Below are 23,685 nucleotides of genomic sequence, written 5' to 3'. Positions count from 1 at the left end.
CAATTATGAAAGAATTCAGCTTAAACTAAAAGGACTGAGCCCTGTGCAATACAGAACCCAGTCCTATCTTTAATTAACCGTCCAAGTTTCGGGGGTCAGTTCATAAATGAGGTTTTTTTATTTAGAGATTTAAATTCAATAACAGTTTAGAAATGGTACTTAACTAAGGCACTCGCGGCATTTTGGTCTACGCCATCAACACCATATTTATTTTTCCAATAGCTGTATTCCATACCGACTTCTAAGCGGTTATCAATACCTAATACTTCTTGTAAGTTGTATTTTATTTGTGGATTGATATGGATATTGTCTTTAACAGAATCATCTTCACTATTAAATGCATAGTCAATATAGCCATCAACTACAAAGTTGTTCTTTTCCCAACCATAAGTGACGGTAATTTGTTGATCATCGGCGTTGTCTTTATCATTAAAAGCATGATATAGCGATGCAGAGGCATATTTCATACCTGGAATTGGTACATTCATATCTACACCTAAACCAACTAGATAGTTGTCTTGACTAAAACCACTACTGTTCGAGCCAAATTCATACTGACCCGCTAAGTTAACTTGTTTAATAAAACTATTATCAAAGGTTGCAAGCTTAAGCTTTGGCGCAAGTTCACCATAGGTTTCTTTAAATTCTTTACCTGCAGCGTTTTCTTTACCTTGATGGCGATCGACGAAGAAAAACACGCCACCCCAAGTATGTGTAGAGGCATGCTCCAAAGTCATAGTAGTCAAGGTTTCGTCTGGTACTAGCTCATAGTCAGTACCATAGAGTGCTGAAATACTGGTACCACCAAACAGCATTTTTGCTTGGCTGCTGCTCATGGCGCCCAAAGCGGCAATCGCAACAATCGCGCAAGTTAATGGCTTTTTAATCAATTTGAGGCTTAAAGATGAATGATCACGCACAGTAGTATTCCTTTATTTACGGTCGTTGGCGCCTAGCAGGCTTAACTATCAAGGGCTATCAACGGGGTTTAACTTCCTGTCAAAACGCACCCGCACTGCTAGAGAGAAAAGGCTATTAGCCTTTAGTAAAATTAAACATTATAAAAAATGTTAATAAAGGTGCAGAAATATTCTCGGCGATCTTTTTAAAAATCACTATTTCTGCAGCAATTATTAACATACTGAAACAGTTAAGCATGTTTTATGAGGACTGACAACTGCAATTTTCCGCTCGATAGGCGAATAAAAAGCACTCTAAGTGCTTGATATCAGCTAAGTTTATGATTTCATTAAAATAACTGACCAAATGGTCAAGAATATTAATTTTGTAAAAAGACAGCTATTTTGTAAAAACGTAATAATATTTAGAAATATAAATTGACCGCGCAGTCATCGGAGATACATTGACAATAAAAATTTATACTTACCATGAATTTAAGTAATCGATTACTGCCACCAACTTTCGTCAATCTTTGTCAAAAAGCAGTCACAAAATGGTCAGCGTTTGGTCAATGAGCCGTTGGTTACCTATTTTTAAATAGCTCTACTGCTTGAACGTAAACCACTTTCTAATGCGGTAAGAGAAAACAGCGTACTGGTCGGTAATAAATATGGAAAATAGGTGGTTCCTACAAACAAAAATTCATAATAAAAATGCAGACACAAAAAAACCTCAAGTATAAATACTTGAGGTTGAAACTTTTGTATTAAAAGTAAGTTTTAAATATGGCGCAGCGGACGGGACTCGAACCCGCGACCCCCGGCGTGACAGGCCGGTATTCTAACCAACTGAACTACCGCTGCTTAGGTCGTACTTAGTTTATTTAACCACTTAGCTTATTACTTAATAAGTAACGCTATACTAAATAGTGGTGGGTGATGACGGATTCGAACCGCCGACATTCTGCGTGTAAGGCAGACGCTCTACCAACTGAGCTAATCACCCTTCGAACAATTGCTAGGCAATTTATTCAACATCAACTGAGCTCTAAGTTTGTCACTAAGCTCTGCTGCTGTGGGTGTGTATTATATAGATTTACTCATGGCTGTCAAACAGTATTTACTGCTTTCTTGATTATTTTTTGATATTTTATTCATTATTCTAACAAGTAGCTGTTTTTATTGGCTTTATATTTTCATAAAAAACCAATAATTTTCTGATTTAAAATTTACTTGCCCGCTAGAGCTTGTTCAATATCCGTTTTAATCGCTTCAGGTTTGGTCGTTGGCGCATAACGGTCAATGACTTGTCCATGGCTATCGATTAAAAATTTGGTGAAATTCCATTTAATACCATCTGTCAATAACCCACCTTTTTGATTTTTTAACCATTCAAAAATTGGATGAGCATCTTTACCGTTAACATCAATCTTTGCCATCATCGGAAAGCTAACGCCGTAATTTTTTTGACAAAACGCCCCTATCTCATCATTACTACCGGGATCTTGGCTACCAAACTGATTGCAAGGAAAACCAATAACGACGAGCCCTTGCGCTTTATATTGCTGATACAGTGCCTCCAATCCCTCAAACTGCGGCGTAAATCCACATTTGCTGGCGGTATTGACGATTAGTAATACTTTACCTTTATAATCAGAAAATGCTTGCGGGCTGCCGTCCATATGCTCTGCCGTAAAATCGTAAATTGTAGTCATGACGTATCCTTAAATTGATTTATTATCTATATGTTTTAGTTAAGGCGTTTTTAATAGAGTTAATGCTATTAATAATGAGTAGGGAAAAATTATACACTCAACCCTACTATTTACAGATCTTGTCTTAACAACTGGTTTGCTATCTTCGACTTATTACTCAGATTTATCCAAATCAATAGACAACGAATTGATGCAATAGCGCATACCAGTGGTCTCACGTGGACCGTCAGGGAACACATGGCCCAAATGCGCGCCGCAATTGCTGCAAGTGACTTCGGTACGGCGCATACCCAATGAGTCATCTACATGCTCATCAATAGCGCTATTTTCGATGCCTTGATCGAAACTCGGCCAGCCGCAACCTGCATCAAACTTATTGTCTGATTCAAATAAGCTCGCACCGCAGCCCTTACAGCGATAGATGCCCTTGTCGCTCATATCGTTATAAACGCCGGTAAATGGGCGTTCTGTGGCCTTCTCGCGCAGCACATGATACTCCTCAGCACTTAGGCGCTCTTTCCAGTCAGCCTCGGTAAGTTGGCTGATTTCTTCTTTGCTAAGTTGGTTATCTTGCATGATGCATCCTTATTAAATTAATTATGATCTTATCTACTATTATTAATAGCTTTATCGTTATTTTTTATAAAAACGATGGGCTTTATATTTTGGTTAACGTCTTATTATTCAAGGCAACCCTTACAATAAACCTAACAAAACTAAGTGATAGCTTGAAACCTGTACAAAACATAAATAAGCAAAATATGAACAATGATTTTGGGGCATTACTAAGGGCAGAAGTAATAGAGATAACGGTATTCAATGTGTATATGACCAACTTAAACATCATGGCTTCATCATTTTATTAAAGATATTTTTGTGACCACAAAAACGCTAAAGAACTCATTTCATCTTCTTTGCAAGAATATCTTGCATTTATTTATAGCGTTAAAATAACTTGCTTTTCTACTTGCATTATCATTATGCATGCAATAATATCTTGCATTAGAACTTGATTAAAACCAATGTTTTTATATCATCTTTCGTAGTTGGTTATAACAAAGTTATTGAATAAAAAAGGGATTGCATGATGATAGCTGATAATAAAAGTAAGGATACACAAGCTGAACGACTGGTACAGCTACGCCGTGACAAAGGAATGACAGCAGAGCAATTGGCACAGGCAATGACCGCTGCTGGCGCTAAAGTCAGTCGCGGTGCCATCTCTAATTGGGAGCGTGGAACCAATGGCATTGTCTCATCTAAGCTACCTACTCTCGCACGCATTTTAGGCTGTAGTGAAGGTTATTTATTGCGCGGTGAGCTTGAGAGTGACAGCAATCAAGATATCCATTCAAACGATTTATCAGCCGATAGTACCGATGAAAAAGTCGCTTCCGGTGAATCCACTCATAGCGACACTCAAATCCAACAAGCACATTCCTCTACTCCCCGCATTATTTCACCAAACAACCTAATGAGTGGTCCCTCTATGAGCAAAATTAAAAAATCTGATAAGTTACAAAACGTTTGCTATGACATTCGTGGTCCTCTGCTACAAACTGCTAATAAAATGGAAGCCGAAGGCAAACGTATCTTGAAGCTGAATATTGGCAACCCTGCTCCTTTTGGTTTAGAAGCCCCGCATGAGATTTTGCGCGATGTGGCGATGAATCTATCTGAAGCTACTGGTTACTCAGATTCGCAAGGGATTTTTTCTGCCCGTAAAGCTGTCTTACAATACTACCAGTCAAAAGGTCTACTATCGGCAGTCGATGTCCGTGATGTCTATCTAGGTAATGGCGTCTCTGAGCTGATTGTCATGACCATGCAAGCCTTGATGAATGATGGTGATGAAGTACTGGTTCCTATGCCAGATTACCCACTTTGGACAGCAGCTGCCAATCTAGCAGGCGGTACAGCGGTGCATTATCGCTGTAATGAAGAAGACAACTGGCATCCTGATATTGAAGACATTAAATCTAAAATCACCAGCAAAACCAAAGGCATCGTGGTTATTAACCCTAATAACCCAACGGGTGCGCTATATAGCGATGAATTACTGCTACAAATCATTCAAGTCGCCAAAGAGCATGACTTGATTATCATGGCAGATGAGATTTATGACCGTATCCTTTATGATGATATGCAACATACACCGATGAGCACCTTGACCGATGATGTGCTGGTGCTCTCCTACAATGGTCTATCAAAGTCCCACCGTATTGCGGGATTCCGTGCAGGTTGGATGATGGTCTCAGGTCGTAAACAAGACGCTACCGACTTCATCGAAGGCTTGGATATGCTAGCCTCTATGCGTCTGTGCTCTAACGTACAAGGTCAGTATGCGATTCAGACAGCCATGGGCGGCTATCAAAGTATGAAGGACTTGACCTCAACAAAAGGTCGCTTATACAAGCAGCGTGAGTTGGCAGTGACGCGACTGAATGCGATTAAAGGTATCTCTTGCACCATGCCACAAGGCGCATTTTACTGCTTTCCAAAGATGGATCCTGAGATTTACCCTATCGAAGATGACATGCAGTTTATGATGGATTTATTATTGGAAGAAAATGTCTTGATGGTACAAGGAACCGGATTTAACTGGGACAAACCTGATCATTTCCGTCTCGTATTTTTACCCAATCTTCTCGATCTAGAAGACGCGATGGATAGACTAGATCGCTTCTTTGCGAAAAAGCGTAAGCAGTTTGGTACCGATTAGTCCGACGCTCTAATCAGTTATAAAAAAAGCTTATCGACATTATATCGATAAGCTTTTTTATTTTTGCCACCAAAAATTAAATTATTATAAGCTTTAATTCTAGAAAATATTGACCAACACGATATAGCTAATTGCAGACATGGCTGCTGCTGCAGGAAGTGTAATAACCCATGCTAAGGCGATCGGCTTCATCAGCGCCCAGTTGGTGTCTCTATTGACGATGCCAATACCAAGTACAGCCCCAACTAACGTATGCGTGCTCGATACCGGTAGACCCATCGTCGATGCACCCATAACCACAGCAGCGGCAGCCAATTCAGCTGAGAAGCCAGAAGCAGGATGCATTTTTGCCAAATTGGTACCGACAGTCTGAATAACTTCTTTACCGATGAACCAAAGACCAACGATTAGTGCGACACCAAAAGTCAGCATGACAGCAGGTGGTACTGCCGCTTCTGTTGCAATGCTATTGGTACGGATAACATCCATAATTGCTGCAAACGGACCAACAGCGTTGGCGATATCGTTGGAGCCATGACTAAAGGCGAAGGCTGACGCGGTAAATACTTGCATCCAGCTAAACATAATAAAGGTAGCTTTGGTCAAATCCTCTTTATGCTTACCACGAATACTTTTGGTATAAATAAAGGTTGCCAGCCACACGAGCGCGGCGATCATGCCCATGATTAAAAAGCCTTGCAAGGGCGTCATACCATTATTGACGTTTTGTAGACCTTTAAAGACGACTAAAGAAGTCATCACTGCACCGCCTGCCGCCGCAATAATAGGTACCCACTGCTTAAGTGCTTTTAGAGTGTCAAGATTGCTGCGTTCGTTCTCAATCTCATAAAGCTCTTTGTAATAATCCGTTTCTAAATCTTCAACAACGCAATCATCATCTTTATAGATTTCTTGATCACGCAACATCGCTGAAGTGTAAGCCAGTTGCTCTGACTCTGTCAGACTGTCCAAGTACTCTTTATGATTTTGCTTTAGCGTCTTTTTATTGTCTTTTAGAGTCGCAATATGCGCCTCTGTTTTATCATTATACTCAATGATATTTTTCTTAATCTGTCCATATAATAGGTAAGAAAATACGCCGCCTAATAGTGGTGATATGACCCAAGAAATAGCGATAGTTCCAATCGTACTCCAATTCACGGTTGATAGCGCCATTTCGGTACCACCTAAGGTGATACCCAATACGATAGAGCTACCTACTACACCACCAATAATTGCATGAGTGGTTGAAACCGGCAAACCTTTCTTAGTGGCAAATAATAACCAAAATGCGGCAGCAATGAGCGCTGAAAGCATGACATAAATAAACTGGTTTGGCGAAACGGACAGACCATCTAAATCGACAATGCCGCTTCGAATGGTGTCGGTAACCTCACCGCCTGCCAGTACAGCGCCCGATACTTCAAATATCGCTGCTATACCCAATGCTTGAGGAATCGTTAACGTTCCTGCACCTACTGAGGTACCAAAGGAGTTGGCAACATCGTTACCACCGATATTGAAGGCCATAAAAACACCAAAAGCCGTCGCTACAATAAATAGCGTCGTCTGTTGATGCATCGTATAATCTAGACCCCACCACAAAAAATAAGCGGTCATCGCAATCAGTAAAATGCCAAAAAATAGATTGATTCTCATAGAACCGACTGCTTTAGTGGGTCCTGTAGAGCTGCTGCTAATACCCATACGTTGATACGTCCTGCGTAAGCTGATTTAAATAATACGAGTGATGATAGTAAAACCCATGAATCAAAATACTATAAAGCCGCAAGTGATAGTGCCAAATCATCCGATTAGAGCATCTTGCGGCTTATATATTTGCGATAGTAACGTCACTGTTACGAGTTTGATTATCATGACGCTAATATTGATAATAAGAGATAAAACAGAAACTGTTATGATGCCAAGCTATGTTAAATAGCTGAGCTGATTACGCGCCTATTATATTAAATATAAAGACATAATGCATGTTGATATTACAAGATTTGTAACTGTAGATATACGCTTACAAAATAGGCTCATTTAGTAAAATGATGCCAAGGTGTTTTTAGTCCTATTAAATGTTATAGCGCTCATTTATCGCATCTAAAAAACAAACAGTTATAAATAGCTAGGCGCTTATATTAAATGGACTATAACCACCATTGAGTTATATTAAAACGGCTAGAACATAAATGCTATCAACATATCAAATTTATAAATACTTTAATAATTAAACCATTAATCTGCAGTCACGAATGCTGATAGCTGCTCGATAGCATGGTCTAAAACGTCTAAACGCGCCTGCCGCTTATTATTGGTGGCGATGATACACCAAGGGGCACTTTTTGTATCGGTACGCGCCAGCATATCTGCCGCTGATTGTACGTAATCCGACCATTTATCACGATTACGCCAATCATCATCCGTCAATTTAAACTGCTTATGCGCTGTTTCTTCACGCGCTTCAAAACGCTTGAGCTGCTCTTTTTTATCGATAGCCAACCAGTATTTGATAACGATCGTTCCTGCGGCTACCAAATCTGCCTCAAAGCGATTGATTTCATCGTAAGCACGCTGCCATTCATTATCTGTGGCAAAACCCTCGATACGTTCAACCAATACCCGTCCGTACCATGTACGATCAAAGATAGCGATACGGCTGATACGGTCTGTTTGCTCATTTGGCAACTTGGTCCAAAAACGCCATAAATAAGGATGCTGTAGCTCATATAACATCGGCGCACCAATGTTATAAATTTGATATTCGCGTGGATCAAGTGGTGCTACCAAGCGCTTGATAGCACCGCCCTTACCAGCGGCATCCATACCTTCAAACGCAAATACCACGTGACGACCTTGACGCGCACGTAGCAATTCTGCCAATTGTGCCTGCTTCTTAGCCAAAGCTTTATTATAGTCAGATTTATTGATATCTGAATCATCGATATCGGTCAGTAATTTAGGTATTTCAACTGCTTCAAAATCTGCTACTTCATTCTTTAAGTTCTTATAGTGGCTTATTGCTTCGTCTTTCACATCTATAACTTCTTTACCGTGTTCTACGGTGCTACTGACCAACGCCTTTTGTATTGCATGTAAGACTTCATGACAAAAATGTATGGCAGCTTGTGATTTATCCGCACCATCGATAATAATCCAATCACCTTGCTGGCGTAATAATTCGGCTGCAACCTCATTAAACTTAGTTACTATCGCTGCATCATGCCAATCCATTTGATATAAAAATTGTGGATCTGGCTCGTCGTCAGTCAATCTTTTCTCCAAAATTTCTATATCGACATGAAACCAGCACTTTAGTAGCTTAGTTTGATTTGCCGCAAGGTCTTGCTCAAAAGCTTGTAATTTAATAAGCTGCTCGCGCAAATAGTCTTGCCACCGCCCAATGGGTAATGCTTTATCATTTCTATTATAGATATTTTTCGCTGATTTTCTATTGTCTGCAGTTTCAGTTGCCATGCGCATCACGTTATAAAGCAAATCTGCATACCAATTACCAAAATATACCATCACATCACCGTGGCGCGGTATGGCTTTGGTATGCGCTTGCCAAATCGGTTGATGTGCCAGTGGACAATCGCCAATAATCGCCTCGACTTTAAGTAAGCGCGGATCGACCCACTGACGCAATTGGGTTACCGCAGTACCCTTACCTGCTTGCTCCATACCATTGACTAATACCAATAGCCCAATGGCTTTATCAGTAGTTGGTTCTGCTGGCTGGCGTGTCGCTCGTAGAGCAAACTGAGCGGTGACCAATGCCAACCGCAGCGTGTCTGTATCCATTGAAAATTTACTCAAAGGATTGGGCGTTAAGTAATGCTCGACGACTTGCTCATCAAATGGCGAAGTACTATCTTTTGCTGCTTCGACATTTGCTTTATTATTTTTTTTGCTCATATCTATGCTCGCTATGATGTGATTGAATCATCGATTTAAAATAACGGCTTAATGACTTTAAGTTAATGGGTTAAAATAGCTCAACTCTTTTATCATAACACTGAGCGCATTTAGTGAATAACGTGGCTGTGTAACTAGCTATGTAACAGTTTGGCATTTGTATTCTGCTTTATTTTCTTTTAAGGTGAACAAAATCTTTTGAGCGTGGTTTAATAGCTGCCTGTAAGCATACAATTTAACGCCGCTTAGCGCCTTTATTATCCATTTTGCCGTTTATTACCCTTTTTTATTATTTATTGATATCTTTTTTATTTTATAGGATGACCTGCATGTCTGCTTTAGCCAATTTACAACAGGACTTAGACCGCTTTTGGGCGCTGCCACATCATGAAGACGTGGCATTAAACAAAAAACTTAACGAAGTACAGTCTTGGCAACAAGCCCGTATTAAGCGCACGCATAGCGCGCTGTTTGAGCAACCAAAAAACCAGCTAATGGCAGATTATTTTTTAACGCAGCTGTATGGTGGTGATGAATTTAAAGTATTGGCAGAGCAACTAGGGCGTATTCTTCCTAAAGCCAAAAAACTAGAGCGTCTTGCCAAGGAGTCTTCTTTAGAAGCCGGTAGCATGGGCATTCAAGCTTCTATTTTGGCGATTGAGCTAGACTTACATTTGGCGCAGTGGTTATTGGAACAAGATTTAGCGGTCAATGAAGAAAAAATGCTGCTCGCTTACCGTACTATCAATGAAGCCGATGAGCGCCGCGTACAGATTAATAACCTAAAAGAGGTGTGCTATCGTACTGACAAAGACCTAAATTCTTTTATGCTCAAAAAAGCCTTTGCGATGGCTAAAGGCACCGCCTATCGCTATAACTTTCAACCGCTGTATGACTTTATCGATTCAGGCTTTAAAGCCATGAAGCCACTAAAGAGCGTTAGCAGCTTTATCGAACCGTTTTGCGAGCGCGAGCTTGAAGTTATTGATGAAGTCCATGCCACGGATAAGGGCGGTAAGCCTGCTGCGTTTGGTGTATGATAAGAGTCATTGTCTCAACAACTATCAGTACTTTATCTGACTAAAAACAAGCATAAAAATAAATCATAGGATACCGCGATGACTGACCATATAAATAATACAACGACGACTAACGGCCATATACAAGATAAATTGGTTCAAGACAGTATCACCAATAATCAAAGTATCACCGCTCAAGTGAAAGCACGTCAAAACACTGCTGCTAGTATTAATAACAATGACTTTACGCACGTTGAAGATTTACCCATAGGAACGCCACAAGGGCAACAAACCACTATGCCAAATGCTAATGCTGAAAATCAAACTCAAAACAGTCGCGTAAATAGCGCTGCACAAACGAGCACCCAAACTACCAAGCAGACGCTTTTTAACCAACGTGATGATATTAATAATCCACATACGCCTGATACGGATGGTCATGAAGAAACCCATTTTGGCTATAAGACTGTTAATAAAGCAGAAAAACAAGCGCGTGTGGCTGATGTATTTACCTCTGTTGCCAAAAAATACGACATCATGAATGATTTGATGTCATTTGGTATTCATCGCTTGTGGAAGCGTTATGCGATTAGTCTATCTGGCGTACGTGCTGGTCAACATGTATTAGATATCGCCGGCGGTACCGGTGATTTGGCAAAAGTCTTTAGCCGTGAAGTCGGTCGCAACGGTAAAGTCGTGTTATCTGATATCAATGCGGCAATGCTAGAAGTTGGCCGTGAGCGCTTAATTAATGCTGGCTGTAACAACGTTGAATTTGTCCTTGCCAATGCTGAAACATTAGCGCCATTTGATGATAATAGCTTTGATTTGCTGACCATTAGCTTTGGTCTACGTAATGTCACGGATAAAGATGCCGCTTTAAAATCTATGTACCGTGTGCTGAAGCCAGGTGGTCGCTTATTAATATTAGAATTCTCAAAACCTGTCTTTGAACCATTATCGAAAGCTTATGATTTATATTCATTCACAGCGCTACCAATGATGGGTAAGCTGGTTGCTAACGATTCAGAAAGCTATAAATACTTAGCTGAATCGATTCGTATGCATCCTGATCAGCAGACGTTAAAGCAGATGATGGAGCAAGCAGGTTTTGAAAATTGTGATTATCATAATCTAACGGCTGGTATCGTCGCGGTACATCGCGGCTTTAAAGCCTAAAATTATGAATTAAATTTAAAACATAGCGGCAAAAATGCCATCACTTAAGGTGGTGTCAACTGACCTTTATAAATAATGCGCTCTTTTAAGGCGCTCAACTAATTATGCGAGAGCCTTATGCTGACTGTTCTACTTTTGGCCGGTGCCGAAAAACTGATTAATATGGCTATTGCCAGTGACGAAATCACCAAAGCGGGGCTTGCGCCACTTGCTGGCAAAGTATTGCGCCTTAATATGGGCACGCCTGAGGTCAACTTGGATGTACTATTTACCGATGAGCGCTTACGTTTTGAGCCGGTAACGACCGAGAGTGTATTTGAGCAAAGTGGCACGATAAATGAGCGCCAAAAAGCCAGTATGGAACGCGCGCGCCTTGGTCATAGCAAACCAGATTGCATTATTACTGTTGATAATCCCGCTCAATTACTCAATCTGATGCGCGGCACTGAAGGTAACCTGCCTATTGAAGGCGATTACAAGGTGCTAATGCAATTAAAGCAATTGGTCGCAGGCTTTGATCCTGATGTGGCTGGACAACTTGAGCCATTCATTGGTAAGCCGATGGCGAGCCAGTTGCATTTATTGATATCGCAGCTTAAAGGTAGCTGGCGTCATAGCGCCAAACGCGCCTTTAATGATGTTAGCGATTGGGCAAATGATGTAGCAGGTAATAGTGCGCCCGACCCTATGGAAGCAGCTGAGGTAAATGAGCTTAAGCAGCAATTACTGAAACTGCGCGCCGATGTCGAACGTGAAGAAGCTAGACTCGCCGCCATCAAAGATGAGCAAGCGCGTTTGACCAATAGTAGATAGTAGCTTTATTTACAACGCCTACCTTATTTTGACTTTATCTAGAGTACTTATATCTCATGCTACTATCTCATCGCGCCCGTTTACTTGAGCTTTGGCGTATCGCCGCAACTTATCGCATTGACACCCATTTTTCTGTCGAAAAAGCACCGCAACTACAACCCTTGGTGCGCTTAATCCGTATGCATCCAGCAGCGTGGGGCAAAAAGCATCAGCCTAATGCGATTAAATACGCGCTTGAAAATATGGGTACGCTGTTTTTAAAGCTTGGACAACTACTGTCGACCCGTCGTGACCTCGTACCGCCTGAAATTATCGAGCAATTGGTACAGCTACAAGATAAAGTGAAATCTTTTGATTCTGATGTTGCGATTGCCCAAATCCAAGATCCCAAGCATGGTCTTGGTCAATCTATTGGCTCTTTGTTTGCACGTTTTGATATGAAGCCTTTAGCAGCTGCTTCTATCGCCCAAGTCCATACTGCTGCCCTGCATGATGGGCGTGAAGTGGTGGTAAAGGTGGTTCGTCCTGATATTCGTACGACCATCGTAGCGGATTTTGAATTGCTACGTGAGCTTGCTAGTTGGGCATCGGCGCGTATCGAAGCGGCTCGGGCGATACATATCATTGATATTGTCGAAGACTATCGGCAGGTCATGCTTAACGAGTTAGATTTAACCCTAGAGGCAGACAACACAACGCAGATGCGCAATAACTTTTTGGGCTCGGCATTGATGTATGTACCAGAAGTCTATGATTCCGCCAAAAACGTCATGGTGATGGAGCGTATCCAAGGCGTTCCCATCTCACAAATTGAAGTATTTGATCAGTTAGGTTATAACCGTGCAGCACTGGCAGAAAAAGGTTTAACGATATTTTTTACCCAAGTATTCCGTGATAATTTCTTCCATGCTGATATGCACCCCGGTAACGTCTTTGTAGAAACGCCACCCGTCAATACCCTGACTGCCAATATGGCAGAAGTTGACTTGGGACACGAGCCACGTTATATCGGGCTCGATTGCGCCATCATGGGCACCTTATCAAAAGACGATCAGCTTATCGTCGCACGGATGTTATTGTCCGTAATGAATAATAACTTTACCGCGATGGTTGATATTGTCAGCCGAGCTGGCTGGATACCACCAAGTGCGGATAAGCATGCCTTGATGCGTGATATGAAGCGCACGGTCGGTCCGATGCTACAAAAATCAATTAACGATATCGATTTCGCCGGTGTTTTGATGCAAATATTAGATATCGCCCGTCGCCATCATATGAGCATTCCACCGCAGTTAATGCTATTGCTCAAAACCTTGGTACATGTTGAAGGACTTGGTCGCGACTTGTATCCTAATCTTGATATCTGGTCCCTTGCTAAGCCAATTCTAAGCAGCTGGATTAAAGAGCAGTTAGATCCGATGCGTAATTTACAACAGCTACGCCAGCAGTTGCCAGAGATTTTATTATCAACGACCGATATCCCTAAACTGCTAGACCAAGGATTGCAAAGTCTCGCCTCACAAGGGTCACGCCAAGACAGTCAATTGCGTGAGATTCAACAAATTCGTGCCGATATGCTAAACGACCGGCGCCGAGATTGGTTAGCGCTAGCAGGTTTTGCTATTTTCATTGCGATTGCGACACAAGTTATTGGTTGGCTGTCACCTATCTTTTATATTTTGGCAATTTTAGTGGTTATTTGGCGGATCTTAGCTTAACCCGTTAATAGCTTTGACGATAATACATATTTATCAAAAAAATAGGCACGATCGTTTGGCTTGCGCCTATTTTATTTATCGTCAACTCAGTAAAAAATGTCTTCTATATAGGAATCACCTATGTCTGCCTCTACTCTAATAACTACTAAACGAAACCACAGCGCGGCTATTACTGCTTTGCAAAGCCGTTTTGGAAAACAGCTTAGTACCAATGCAACGATATGCGAGCAGCATGGTCATACCATGACATGGCTTGCTAATCAGCCGCCAGACGGTGTATTGACAGTGAATGATAAATATGAGGTCGCTGCTGCCGTTAAAATTTGCAATGAGTACCAAATGCCAGTGATTGCCTTTGGTATAGGCTCGTCTTTAGAAGGGCAATTGAACGCACCTTATGGTGGACTATGTATCGATATGCATACTATGGATGCGATTTTGCAAGTTCATAATGAGGATTTGACGGTAACGGTACAACCTGGAGTCACACATGAGCAGCTCAATCACTATCTACGTGATACAGGGCTGTTCTTTCCGATAGATCCGGGTGCTAATGCCAGTATCGGTGGTATGGTCGCTACCCGCGCCTCAGGCACCAATGCCGTACGTTATGGCACTATGAAAGATGTGGTGCTCGCCCTTGAAGTAGTGACTGCGAACGGAGAGATTGTCCGAACGGGTACACGTGCCAAGAAATCTGCCGCGGGTTATGACTTAACGCGGTTAATGATTGGCTCAGAAGGCACACTTGGTATAGTCACAGAAGTGACGCTTAAATTGTTCGGTATTAGCGAGTGTATTGGTAGCGGTATTTGCCACTTTCCGACTATCGAAGATGCTTGTCAGGCAGTCATGCTCACTATCCAAATGTGCTTGCCTATCGCGCGTATTGAATTACTCGATGCCATGCAAATTAAAGCTTGTAACCAATATGCTAATCTTGATTTGACTGAAACGCCAACATTATTTGTAGAGTTCCATGGCACAGAGGCCAGCGTCGCTGAGCAGGCGCAAATGTTTACCGACATCATCGAGGAATTCGGCGGTACCGATTTTGCTTGGGATACCAATGAAGCCGAGCGCAAGCGTCTTTGGCAAGCACGGCATAATGCTTATCACGCCAGCTCTGCCCTACGACCTGAAGCGAGTGCGTTATCAACGGATGCCTGTGTACCCATTTCACGCTTAGCAGAATGCGTTAGCGCAACGGCAAAAGATATCGAAGCGTCAGGTATGATTGGACCTATCGTCGGTCACGTGGGTGATGGCAACTTTCATGTTTTGTTATTGGTCGATACTGAAAATCCTGAAGAAATCGCCACCGCTGACGGCATTATCAGCCGATTAGCAACACGCGCCATTGAAATGGATGGTACGTGTACTGGTGAGCATGGTATTGGGCAAGGCAAGCAAAAATATATGCAGCAAGAGCACGGTAATGCCTTAGCGTTGATGCAAGCAATAAAGTCAGCACTCGATCCTAAAAATATTTTAAATCCAGGTAAGATATGGCCTGAGACTTTACCCACTATTTAATAGAGACTATAAAAAATAAAGCAAAAAAATGCGTCTACATTTAATTAGAATATTAAACGTAGACGCATTTTTTAGGCTAACTTTATAGCATCTGATCAATCGCCATTTGGGTCAACACACGACCACGTGCCGTACGTAGTACATAACCTTGTTGGATAAGATAAGGCTCTATCACATCTTCAAGCGTACCACGATCCTCCGCCATTGCTGCTGCTACCGCTTCAACTCCAGCAGGACCTCCATCAAAACGCTCTTGCAAAATCTCAATATAACGTCTGTCTAGATGATCCAGCCCGCGTCTATCAACTGCCAGCATATCAAGCGCACTACCAGCAATTGCACCATTGATACTACCATCGCCTCTGACTTGGGCGTAATCACGGACACGACGTAATAAACGGTTGGCAATCCTTGGCGTACCACGAGCACGGCGAGCAATCTCAACGGCGCCGTCCTCACTCATCGGCACACGCATCAACCGCGCGGCGCGGCTAACAATCGTGGTCAAATCAGCAATATTATAAAACTCGAGCCGCTGGACAATACCAAAACGATCACGCAGTGGCGACGTCAATAACCCTGCCCGCGTGGTTGCAGCAACCAAGGTAAATGGTGGTAAATCAAGCTTGATAGAACGTGCCGCTGGTCCTTCCCCAATCATAATATCAAGTTGGAAATCTTCCATTGCTGGATAAAGTATCTCTTCAATAACGGAACTCAAGCGATGAATTTCATCGATAAATAACACATCACCTTCTTCTAAATTGGTCAGCATCGCTGCCAAATCACCTGGACGCTCAAGCACAGGCCCCGAGGTTGAACGCAAATTTCCACCCATTTCACGAGCAATGATATTGGCAAGGGTTGTCTTCCCCAAGCCCGGTGGACCAAAAATAAGCGTGTGATCCAACGGCTCATTACGACCTCTAGCAGCGCTAATAAACACTTCCATCTGTTCACGTACCACTGGCTGACCAATATACTCCGCCAATAATGCTGGTCGAATATTGGCATCAGGCGCATCAGCTGCCCCTTCTAGCGGATTAATCAAACGATCTTGCATCATAGTTTTATCATTATATTTAAAAAATTAGGGAATAATACCATTTCTAAAAATTTGAGTAGCAAGGAAAGCAAGTGTAAGTACTACATTGAGTAGACTAAGCGAGTGTGACACAGCTAATCATATTCTTGAGATTGATATAAATAGCATAACCAAACACTGCGCATAAGTCATGCAAAACATCATAAAGGACACGCCAAAACGAAAATAAGCGACACCTAATGTCGCTTTTTTTTAATAATCATTATTCATATAACAGCAAGGTTATTTAAAACCTTGAAACTGTTGCAACGTGGCCTTTAATAAGCTTTGCGTATCTACAAAATTATCGCCATTACTTTTGGCCGCTTTAATCGCTTGCTGAGCTTCTTTCTCTTTATAGCCCAAGCTCACTAAAGCACCTTCCACCTCAGCAATGATACTGCCCTCATGAGAAACTGGCGCAGATTGAGTGATAAACTCTAAATTACTGTCATCAACTTCAATATTTTTCAGCTTGTCTTTTAATTCAATTAATAAACGCTGAGCCGTTTTTTTACCAATACCAGGAATGCGCATTAATGCCGTTTCAGAATCTTGCTCGACATGCATTTTTAGCTCAGCGGCTGACATAGCAGACAGCATGGCTAATGCCATTTTAGCACCAACGCCATTGATTTTAATCAATTGGCGAAAGACATCACGCTCTTTACGGTCGATAAAACCAAATAGCAGCTGCGCATCTTCACGAACGTGAAAATGCGTCCAAATACTTGCTTGCTGGTTCAGTTGCAACTGGCAAAATGACGGCAATGGCAGCTCAATATCATAACCAACACCTGACGTGGTCATGACACAGGCGGTCGGTGCCATCAAATACTGCACCTGTCCATTAATCAATCCAATCATAATCAACGACCTTTTATACAGACTATTATAGAAAATGAGCTAAGCCATTACCTAACCATAAAGCACTATCTTTCACCATTAAGCTTACTCGTAAAAACTAACCATACCTTCAAGGCTGATTGGACGAATTTTATGCGCTTGACCTGCAGAACCAAAGGCTTCAAAACGATTGGTACAGATATCTGACATGGCTACCATCGATGCTTTAAAGTATTTACGTGGATCAAACTCACTCGGGTTTTCGGCAAGGAATTTACGGATAGCGCCCGTTGATGCCAAACGTAAATCAGTATCGATATTTACTTTACGCACGCCATGCTTAATCGCTTCAACGATTTGCTCAACCGGTACACCATACGTCTCGCCGATGTTGCCGCCATTTTCGTTAATGACTTTTAGCCACTCTTGCGGTACTGATGACGAGCCATGCATGACTAAATGGGTGTTAGGAATACGGGCATGAATCTCTTTTACGCGCTCAATTGATAAAATATCGCCTGTCGGTGGACGGGTAAATTTATAAGCACCATGGCTGGTACCAATAGCAATGGCTAACGCATCAACGTTAGTATCTTTAACAAATTGCTCAGCTTCGTCGGCGCTGGTTAATAGCTGCTCATGATCCAATACGCCTTCTGCGCCAGAACCATCTTCTTCGCCTGCCATACCTGTCTCTAAGCTACCCAAGCAACCAATCTCACCTTCGACCGATACACCGCAAGCATGAGCCATCTTAACAACTTCACGCGTGACGCTGGCATTGTAATCATAGTCCATTGGCGTTTTGCCGTCTTCACCAAGCGAGCCATCCATCATCACTGATGAAAAACCAAGCTGAATTGAGCGCTGGCAGATAGCCGGTGACATACCATGATCTTGATGCATCACCACTGGAATATGTGGCCATTCTTCAATAGCAGCAGTAATCAAGTGACGTAAAAATGCCGAGCCTGCATAACTACGCGCTCCGGCGCTGGCTTGTACAATGACAGGAGAATCACAGGTGTCGGCTGCCATCATGATTGCACGCATCTGCTCTAAGTTATTGACATTGTAAGCAGGGACACCGTAGTTATTTTCGGCGGCATGATCTAGAAGTTGACGTAACGATATTAAAGCCATAAAACGCTCTCTGATTAAATTTTGAAAATAGTATTTTGAAGATAGTATGAATAAATTACTTTTTAATAATAATGCGGTTACACCATTTGCTTTATAACCTAACTTTTAGATGGTGACACTCTATAAGCCAGCCAAAGGCGTGTTTTTTGATCGTTATTATTACGCCGTGATTATAGCAAAAATTGCTACCGCTTCGTAGTGCTTAGCTGACTATTTGTTTCACTCATTAATTTATTAGAAATAATAGCCGATTTTATAAAACTGCCTACAAGAGCTATGGGATAAAGAAGAGAATTGAGAAAAATTGCTGCATCTAGTAAGAAGCTGTTTCAATTTATAGCGGTATTTTTGGTTTACCAACGCTCAAACTATTATAGAAAATGTAAAAAAGCCTTAGCAATTGCCAAGGCTTTTTTACATTTTAAAGGCTTACTAAACAACTTTTATACTCATAATCTATCGATTGTATATCAATCAATAGACTAAAAAGTATTTTGCTTAGCTATGTATATAGATTAGCCTTTATAAGACTTAGTACTGTTGTTCTGCATCAACAGCTACATCGTTTGCGCCATCAGCAACAGCGGTAGCACCATCAGCAACCGCTTCAGCAGTATTTGCGACTGCTTTATTAGTACCTTCAGTAATCGCTTCGCCAGTATTTTCTAGCGCAGTTGTAGCAGCAGCACCGGCTTCTTGCGCATTGTCTGCAGCTTTAGCACCGGCTTCTTGAGCAGCCACTTCAGCTTCAGCAGCAGCAGTTTCGGTTTTAGCAGCGGCTTCTTCTGTTTTAACAGCAGCATCTTCACCAGCAGAGTCGGCTGCAGCTGCCGTTTTATCTTGTGTTTCTTGGCTACATGCAGTGATTGCAAAAGTACCAGCAAGAACGCTAGCAAGTAATAAATGACGTTTTAACATAGTAAATCCCTCATAAATAAAGCATGTCAAATACATGGTTTGCGCTATTTTATAGAGTGCAAATTAGACATGCAATAACAATTTTCAGTATAGAAACAAATAATTACCACTTAACAATAATCAATGACTATTTGCGCTTATCGTACTTAAAACAATAAGATAAGCATAATAGTCAAAATATTATCGGTACAGCCTACCTTAGATATTGGGGCTAGGTTGTACGGCTACTGTTACCCATCTGCTAGCTATTCGTTAAGGCATTATTCATTAATCTGTAGAGCGGCAACCGCCGGCAAAACTTTACCTTCTACAAACTCTAAGAATGCACCGCCACCCGTTGACATATAGCTGACGCCATCTGCCACTTGATATTTATCAATGGCAGCAAGCGTATCACCGCCGCCGGCAATTGAAAATCCTTGGCTATTTTTAACCGCATCTGCCACGATTTTGGTGCCTTGACCGAAAGCATCGACCTCAAACACGCCTACTGGGCCGTTCCACAAAATAGTCTTGGCATTGGCAATGGCCTCTGCCAATTTCATGGCACTCACTGGTGCGATGTCTAATATCATATCATTGTCGCCAATAGCGTCTACAGACTTGATAGTAGCGGCAGCTTTTTGTAATGAGCCAGTAAAATCGCTAAAATCAATGTCATTTTTATCGGCAACGATGACATATTCAGGTAATAAAATCTCGGTTTTAGTCATAATGTCACGAGCGGTATCGACCAAGTCCGCTTCATAAAGTGAGGCCCCAACGCCATAACCTTTTGCCGCCAAGAAAGTATTAGCAATACCGCCACCAACGATAATTTGTGAGCAGAGCTCAGCCAAACTATGCAGAACCTCTAATTTAGTCGAAACTTTTGAGCCACCAACGATAGCCAGCATTGGCTGTGCTGGCGTTTCAAGCGCCAAGCTTAAAGCGTCAAGCTCCGCTGCCAATAAAGGTCCGGCACAAGCAATCTTGCCAGCTTGGTGCATCGCTTGGGTTACGCCTTCTGTTGATGCTTGGGCACGATGAGCGGTACCAAAAGCATCCATCACAAAGACATCGCACAACTCAGCATATTTTTGTGCAAGCGCGGCATCATTCTTTTTTTCGCCTTTATTAAAGCGTACGTTCTCTAGTAATACGACCTCGCCTGCTTTGATGGTTACACTTTGCGTAAGGTAGTCGCTATTAAGAGCAACAGGCACTGATAATTGCGCGGCTAGTTTGTCGCTTAGATAATCAGCAACAGGCGCTAATGAATAGATGGTTTCAGGATTACCTTCAGTCGGACGACCCAAATGCGAGCAAACAATCACTGCCGCGCCTTTTTCTAAGGCCATCTTAATCGTCGGCAGACTGGCTTGTAAACGTGCGTCACTAGCCACTTTACCTTCTTTAATAGGGACATTGAGGTCTTCACGAATCAACACCACTTTATCGGTCAAACTCAGCTCGCTCATACGCAAAAAATTCATTACCTGCTCCTATATATCATCTGTTATTAATCTGTGTGAAGATTGGTTTTTATTACATCTTTGGCAAATTTATTTAATTAAATTCTATTGCTGCGGGTTTTATAAAGCGTATCTAGCAAGAATTTAAGGCGGTGTATTCTAACAGTTTTCCGGCACGCACTCACACGTTCGCTAAGATAAATTTTGCGCTAGGCAGAAATATTTTGTGAAGGCATTTATCTTATGAAAAAAGTTATCTTATTAAAGAGACTGACATTCTCATTAACATTTTGTGGTGGTACTAAGCCATTTGGCAATTTATGATAGATAGCATAATTATATGATAAGAATAATTCACTAGGAGAAAACAATGAATATCGACTTTAAATCTGCTAAACAAGAACTATTAAAACTTAAAGAAGAATATGAAACTCGAATTGCCAAGATTGAAGAGCATATCCAAAATCCACAAGATGATCTTAACGAGCATTGGGAAGACCAAGCGATTGCTTATCGTCAAAATGATATGCGCAAGAATTTAATGGTTGAAGCACAGCAAAGTTTGAACTATGTAAACAACGCTTTAAGTCGTATTGAAGATGGTAGCTATGGCGAATGTGAAGTATGCGCCGAGCCTATTGAGCCACAACGCCTGCAAGCATTACCTTATGCGACTTTATGTATGCAACATGCTGAATAATATTGAGCTGCTATTTGAAAATGCATCCCTTAACAAATTCATTTTTTAAGGGATGCATTCAATTATTCCATGTACTAAGCGCCTGCTGCCATTCTGCACAACGCCTAGCAATTTGATGCAAAGGCAAATCCATAATATCACCGACGACGGCTATATAAGTAATAAGCAAACCTGATAACTCAACAATATTCTCTGCTGTTAGGCCGCCTATCACGCAGATATTAATACCTTGCTGACAACCCTCTATTAACTGTTGGCGCGAGATAGGTTTAGCATTTGGTTTGGTCGTTGAGGCAAATACTGCGCCCATAGCTGCATAGCTTGCGCCGTCAGTTTTTGCCTTTTCAATTAGCGTTACATCGCCATGGCAAGTGCGACCAATGATTTGATTGGCTGCTAAACACCGTTTTGCCGCGCTAATATCACCGTCTTGCTGACCTAAATGCACGCCGACCCCAAGCTTTGCCGCCAACGTGATATCGTCATTAATGACGACTGGCACATTATAGCTATTAGCCAAACTGACGATTTGTAGTGCTTCTTGATAAACGAGTGATTCACCATTTGGCAATGCCAATATACGCTTACGTCGTATTTGCAGTAAAGCAATAAGCCCAGTTGCTAATGCCGCTTCTAGTTTTTGATATAAAAGACTAAACTCATCATCATTGGTCAGCAGGTACAGCTTGGGTATATTATGAGAAATGGTAGTAACTGATGGCTGATTCATTTAACGATCCTTATCAACACAATTTCTGACATAAGAAAAAGGCCGTTATATCGAATAACAGCCTTTTTTATCAATGTTTTTTAGCCATAAAAATTTAAGTAAGATTAACTCTTATACTGTACGACGCGTTGCCAAACTGTTTAAGATGTTTTTGGCATCACCCAAGCGCGTTGCTGAACTATTGGCACCCAAGATTACGATAATAGCTGGACGATTATTGACACGTGTTTCCATGACAATGCAACGACCTGCTTCATTGATAAAGCCTGTTTTTGAGATACCGATTGGATAACTACCATCGCGAACTAAACTATTGGTATTATTGGCTTTATAAGTTCGGTTACCACTTCCGTAGTTAGATACGTAAAAGTCATAACTCTTAGTGGTCGAAAAACGACGAATTACATCATAATTACCAGCAGCACGCACCATTTTCACCAAGTCATTTGATGAGGCGACGTTACGCTTATCAAGACCGGTTGGGTCACCAAAGAATGCCGTACTCATACCAAGCTCTTGCGCTTTACGGTTCATCGCCCGTATAAAAGCACTGTAACCACCTGGATAATTACGAGAAAGGCTTTTTGCAGCCGGATTCTCTGATTTCATTAATGCCATTAATAGCATCTCGGCACGATTGAGGCGATCACCTGATTTCAAGTTTGAGCTGGCACGTTTAGGACCAACGAAATCTTCTGGATCAAGCGTGATTTCTTCACGCATATCAAGACCGGCATCAAGTACTACCATAGCCGTCATGACTTTGGTAATACTGGCCATTGGGCGCGCAATATCAGCATCTTTTTGATAAATAGATTCACCAGTCTCTGCATCGATGACTGCGACACTGCGCGAATCGGTGCTGATTGGAATCATGTTATTGTTACCAAAGCTACCGCGGTACGTGGTGTTGTAACTATTGGTATTATTATAGCTGTTATTACTGCTACTAAAACTCGGCGTATTACTAATACTCGTAGTACCAGAACCATTATCTATCTTTTTAATGGCAGAGGTATTACTGGACTTTGACATAATACTACGAGCTTCGGACAAGCTATCGGCACCGCCCCAGCTCAGGCGCGCACTAGACTCTGAGCTAGCGCTACTACCATTTATTGTAAGTGCCGCTTGTGCAACACTGCCCAAACTCAATGAAATCATAGCAGCTATTAATTGCTGTTTGGTTAATGGTAGATGCTTCATTATGCCTCCTGCTTACGCACTGTTTTTAGTTAGTTAACCAGATACATATTAACTAACATCAACAACGTACGTAGCGTTTATA

20 protein-coding genes and 2 tRNA genes are annotated in these 23,685 nt (G+C 41.7%); 8 read left to right on the top strand and 14 right to left on the bottom strand.

Going from position 1 to position 23,685, the window contains the following annotated elements:
* A partial coding sequence (locus ACMHKH_RS08500; RefSeq protein WP_413520209.1) for an IS3 family transposase occupies window positions 1-73 on the top strand: 73 nt, incomplete at its 5' end.
* A 73-nt stretch (window positions 74-146) separates the two neighbouring features.
* Here the strand turns inward: ACMHKH_RS08500 and ACMHKH_RS08495 are convergent.
* The 5 genes from ACMHKH_RS08495 to msrB all read right to left on the bottom strand — a co-directional run bounded on the left by ACMHKH_RS08495 (window position 147) and on the right by msrB (window position 3,190).
* Entirely contained in the window at window positions 147-920 is a 774-nt protein-coding gene (locus ACMHKH_RS08495; RefSeq protein ID WP_413520203.1) for a DUF5020 family protein, read from the bottom strand.
* Between the two features lie 766 nt (window positions 921-1,686).
* Window positions 1,687-1,763 (bottom strand) — tRNA-Asp (locus ACMHKH_RS08490).
* 66 nt (window positions 1,764-1,829) lie between these two features.
* Window positions 1,830-1,905: transfer RNA gene (locus ACMHKH_RS08485), tRNA-Val, on the bottom strand.
* Window positions 1,906-2,128: 223 nt separating this feature from the next.
* The gene (locus tag ACMHKH_RS08480; RefSeq protein ID WP_413520202.1) at window positions 2,129-2,614 is read right to left on the bottom strand and encodes a glutathione peroxidase; all 486 of its coding nucleotides are present in this window, start codon (window positions 2,612-2,614) and stop codon (window positions 2,129-2,131) included.
* Window positions 2,615-2,767: 153 nt separating this feature from the next.
* On the bottom strand, window positions 2,768-3,190 hold the full coding sequence (msrB, locus tag ACMHKH_RS08475; protein WP_413520201.1) for a peptide-methionine (R)-S-oxide reductase MsrB: 423 nt from the start codon (window positions 3,188-3,190) through the stop codon (window positions 2,768-2,770).
* A gap of 511 nt (window positions 3,191-3,701) precedes the next feature.
* Here msrB and ACMHKH_RS08470 point away from each other — a divergent pair.
* Window positions 3,702-5,336, top strand: a complete 1,635-nt coding sequence (locus ACMHKH_RS08470) for an aminotransferase class I/II-fold pyridoxal phosphate-dependent enzyme (protein ID WP_413520200.1) — start codon at window positions 3,702-3,704, stop codon at window positions 5,334-5,336.
* A gap of 99 nt (window positions 5,337-5,435) precedes the next feature.
* Here the strand turns inward: ACMHKH_RS08470 and ACMHKH_RS08465 are convergent, their stop codons facing one another.
* Both ACMHKH_RS08465 and ACMHKH_RS08460 read right to left on the bottom strand, forming a co-directional pair.
* Entirely contained in the window at window positions 5,436-7,043 is a 1,608-nt protein-coding gene (locus tag ACMHKH_RS08465; RefSeq protein ID WP_413520199.1) for an inorganic phosphate transporter, read from the bottom strand.
* Window positions 7,044-7,577: 534 nt separating this feature from the next.
* Entirely contained in the window at window positions 7,578-9,257 is a 1,680-nt protein-coding gene (locus tag ACMHKH_RS08460) for an ATPase (RefSeq protein ID WP_413520198.1), read from the bottom strand.
* A 329-nt stretch (window positions 9,258-9,586) separates the two neighbouring features.
* Between ACMHKH_RS08460 and ACMHKH_RS08455 the strand changes: the two genes are divergently transcribed.
* From ACMHKH_RS08455 to ACMHKH_RS08435, 5 genes are all read left to right on the top strand, one after another.
* Window positions 9,587-10,297: an FFLEELY motif protein gene (locus ACMHKH_RS08455; RefSeq protein ID WP_413520197.1), complete on the top strand. Its 711-nt coding sequence runs from the start codon at window positions 9,587-9,589 to the stop codon at window positions 10,295-10,297.
* Window positions 10,298-10,375: 78 nt separating this feature from the next.
* Complete coding sequence (ubiE, locus tag ACMHKH_RS08450) at window positions 10,376-11,455, top strand: bifunctional demethylmenaquinone methyltransferase/2-methoxy-6-polyprenyl-1,4-benzoquinol methylase UbiE (RefSeq protein ID WP_413520196.1); 1,080 nt, start codon at window positions 10,376-10,378, stop codon at window positions 11,453-11,455.
* A 117-nt stretch (window positions 11,456-11,572) separates the two neighbouring features.
* The gene (locus tag ACMHKH_RS08445) at window positions 11,573-12,268 is read left to right on the top strand and encodes an SCP2 domain-containing protein (protein ID WP_413520195.1); all 696 of its coding nucleotides are present in this window, start codon (window positions 11,573-11,575) and stop codon (window positions 12,266-12,268) included.
* A 56-nt stretch (window positions 12,269-12,324) separates the two neighbouring features.
* Complete coding sequence (locus tag ACMHKH_RS08440; RefSeq protein WP_413520194.1) at window positions 12,325-13,986, top strand: ABC1 kinase family protein; 1,662 nt, start codon at window positions 12,325-12,327, stop codon at window positions 13,984-13,986.
* Window positions 13,987-14,106: 120 nt separating this feature from the next.
* Window positions 14,107-15,522 carry an FAD-binding oxidoreductase gene (locus ACMHKH_RS08435; RefSeq protein WP_413520193.1) on the top strand — a complete coding sequence of 472 codons (1,416 nt, stop codon included), beginning with the start codon at window positions 14,107-14,109 and terminating at the stop codon, window positions 15,520-15,522.
* An 82-nt stretch (window positions 15,523-15,604) separates the two neighbouring features.
* Here the strand turns inward: ACMHKH_RS08435 and ruvB are convergent, their stop codons facing one another.
* The 5 genes from ruvB to ACMHKH_RS08410 form a co-directional block, all read right to left on the bottom strand.
* A complete protein-coding gene (gene ruvB / locus ACMHKH_RS08430) occupies window positions 15,605-16,585 on the bottom strand; it encodes a Holliday junction branch migration DNA helicase RuvB (protein ID WP_413520208.1) in 981 nt (326 codons plus the stop codon).
* A 264-nt stretch (window positions 16,586-16,849) separates the two neighbouring features.
* Window positions 16,850-17,473: a Holliday junction branch migration protein RuvA gene (gene ruvA, locus ACMHKH_RS08425; protein ID WP_413520192.1), complete on the bottom strand. Its 624-nt coding sequence runs from the start codon at window positions 17,471-17,473 to the stop codon at window positions 16,850-16,852.
* Window positions 17,474-17,557: 84 nt separating this feature from the next.
* Window positions 17,558-18,595, bottom strand: coding sequence for a class II fructose-bisphosphate aldolase (fba, locus tag ACMHKH_RS08420; protein WP_413520191.1), 1,038 nt, complete (start codon window positions 18,593-18,595; stop codon window positions 17,558-17,560).
* A 531-nt stretch (window positions 18,596-19,126) separates the two neighbouring features.
* Complete coding sequence (locus ACMHKH_RS08415; protein WP_413520190.1) at window positions 19,127-19,513, bottom strand: hypothetical protein; 387 nt, start codon at window positions 19,511-19,513, stop codon at window positions 19,127-19,129.
* A gap of 260 nt (window positions 19,514-19,773) precedes the next feature.
* Window positions 19,774-20,988, bottom strand: a complete 1,215-nt coding sequence (locus ACMHKH_RS08410; RefSeq protein WP_413520189.1) for a phosphoglycerate kinase — start codon at window positions 20,986-20,988, stop codon at window positions 19,774-19,776.
* 349 nt (window positions 20,989-21,337) lie between these two features.
* Between ACMHKH_RS08410 and ACMHKH_RS08405 the strand changes: the two genes are divergently transcribed.
* On the top strand, window positions 21,338-21,667 hold the full coding sequence (locus ACMHKH_RS08405; RefSeq protein ID WP_413520188.1) for a TraR/DksA family transcriptional regulator: 330 nt from the start codon (window positions 21,338-21,340) through the stop codon (window positions 21,665-21,667).
* Between the two features lie 58 nt (window positions 21,668-21,725).
* Here ACMHKH_RS08405 and ACMHKH_RS08400 read toward each other — a convergent pair whose 3' ends face one another.
* Complete coding sequence (locus ACMHKH_RS08400; protein ID WP_413520187.1) at window positions 21,726-22,397, bottom strand: thiamine phosphate synthase; 672 nt, start codon at window positions 22,395-22,397, stop codon at window positions 21,726-21,728.
* A 111-nt stretch (window positions 22,398-22,508) separates the two neighbouring features.
* Entirely contained in the window at window positions 22,509-23,603 is a 1,095-nt protein-coding gene (locus ACMHKH_RS08395; RefSeq protein ID WP_413520186.1) for a serine hydrolase, read from the bottom strand.
* Window positions 23,604-23,685: the final 82 nt, after the last annotated feature.

The sequence above is a fragment of the Psychrobacter glacincola genome (assembly GCF_965118485.1).
In the GTDB taxonomy this organism is placed as follows: Bacteria; Pseudomonadota; Gammaproteobacteria; order Pseudomonadales; family Moraxellaceae; genus Psychrobacter; species Psychrobacter glacincola_D.
The sequence above is the reverse complement of the archived record's forward strand: the minus strand, read 5'-3'. Positions and strand labels throughout refer to the sequence as shown.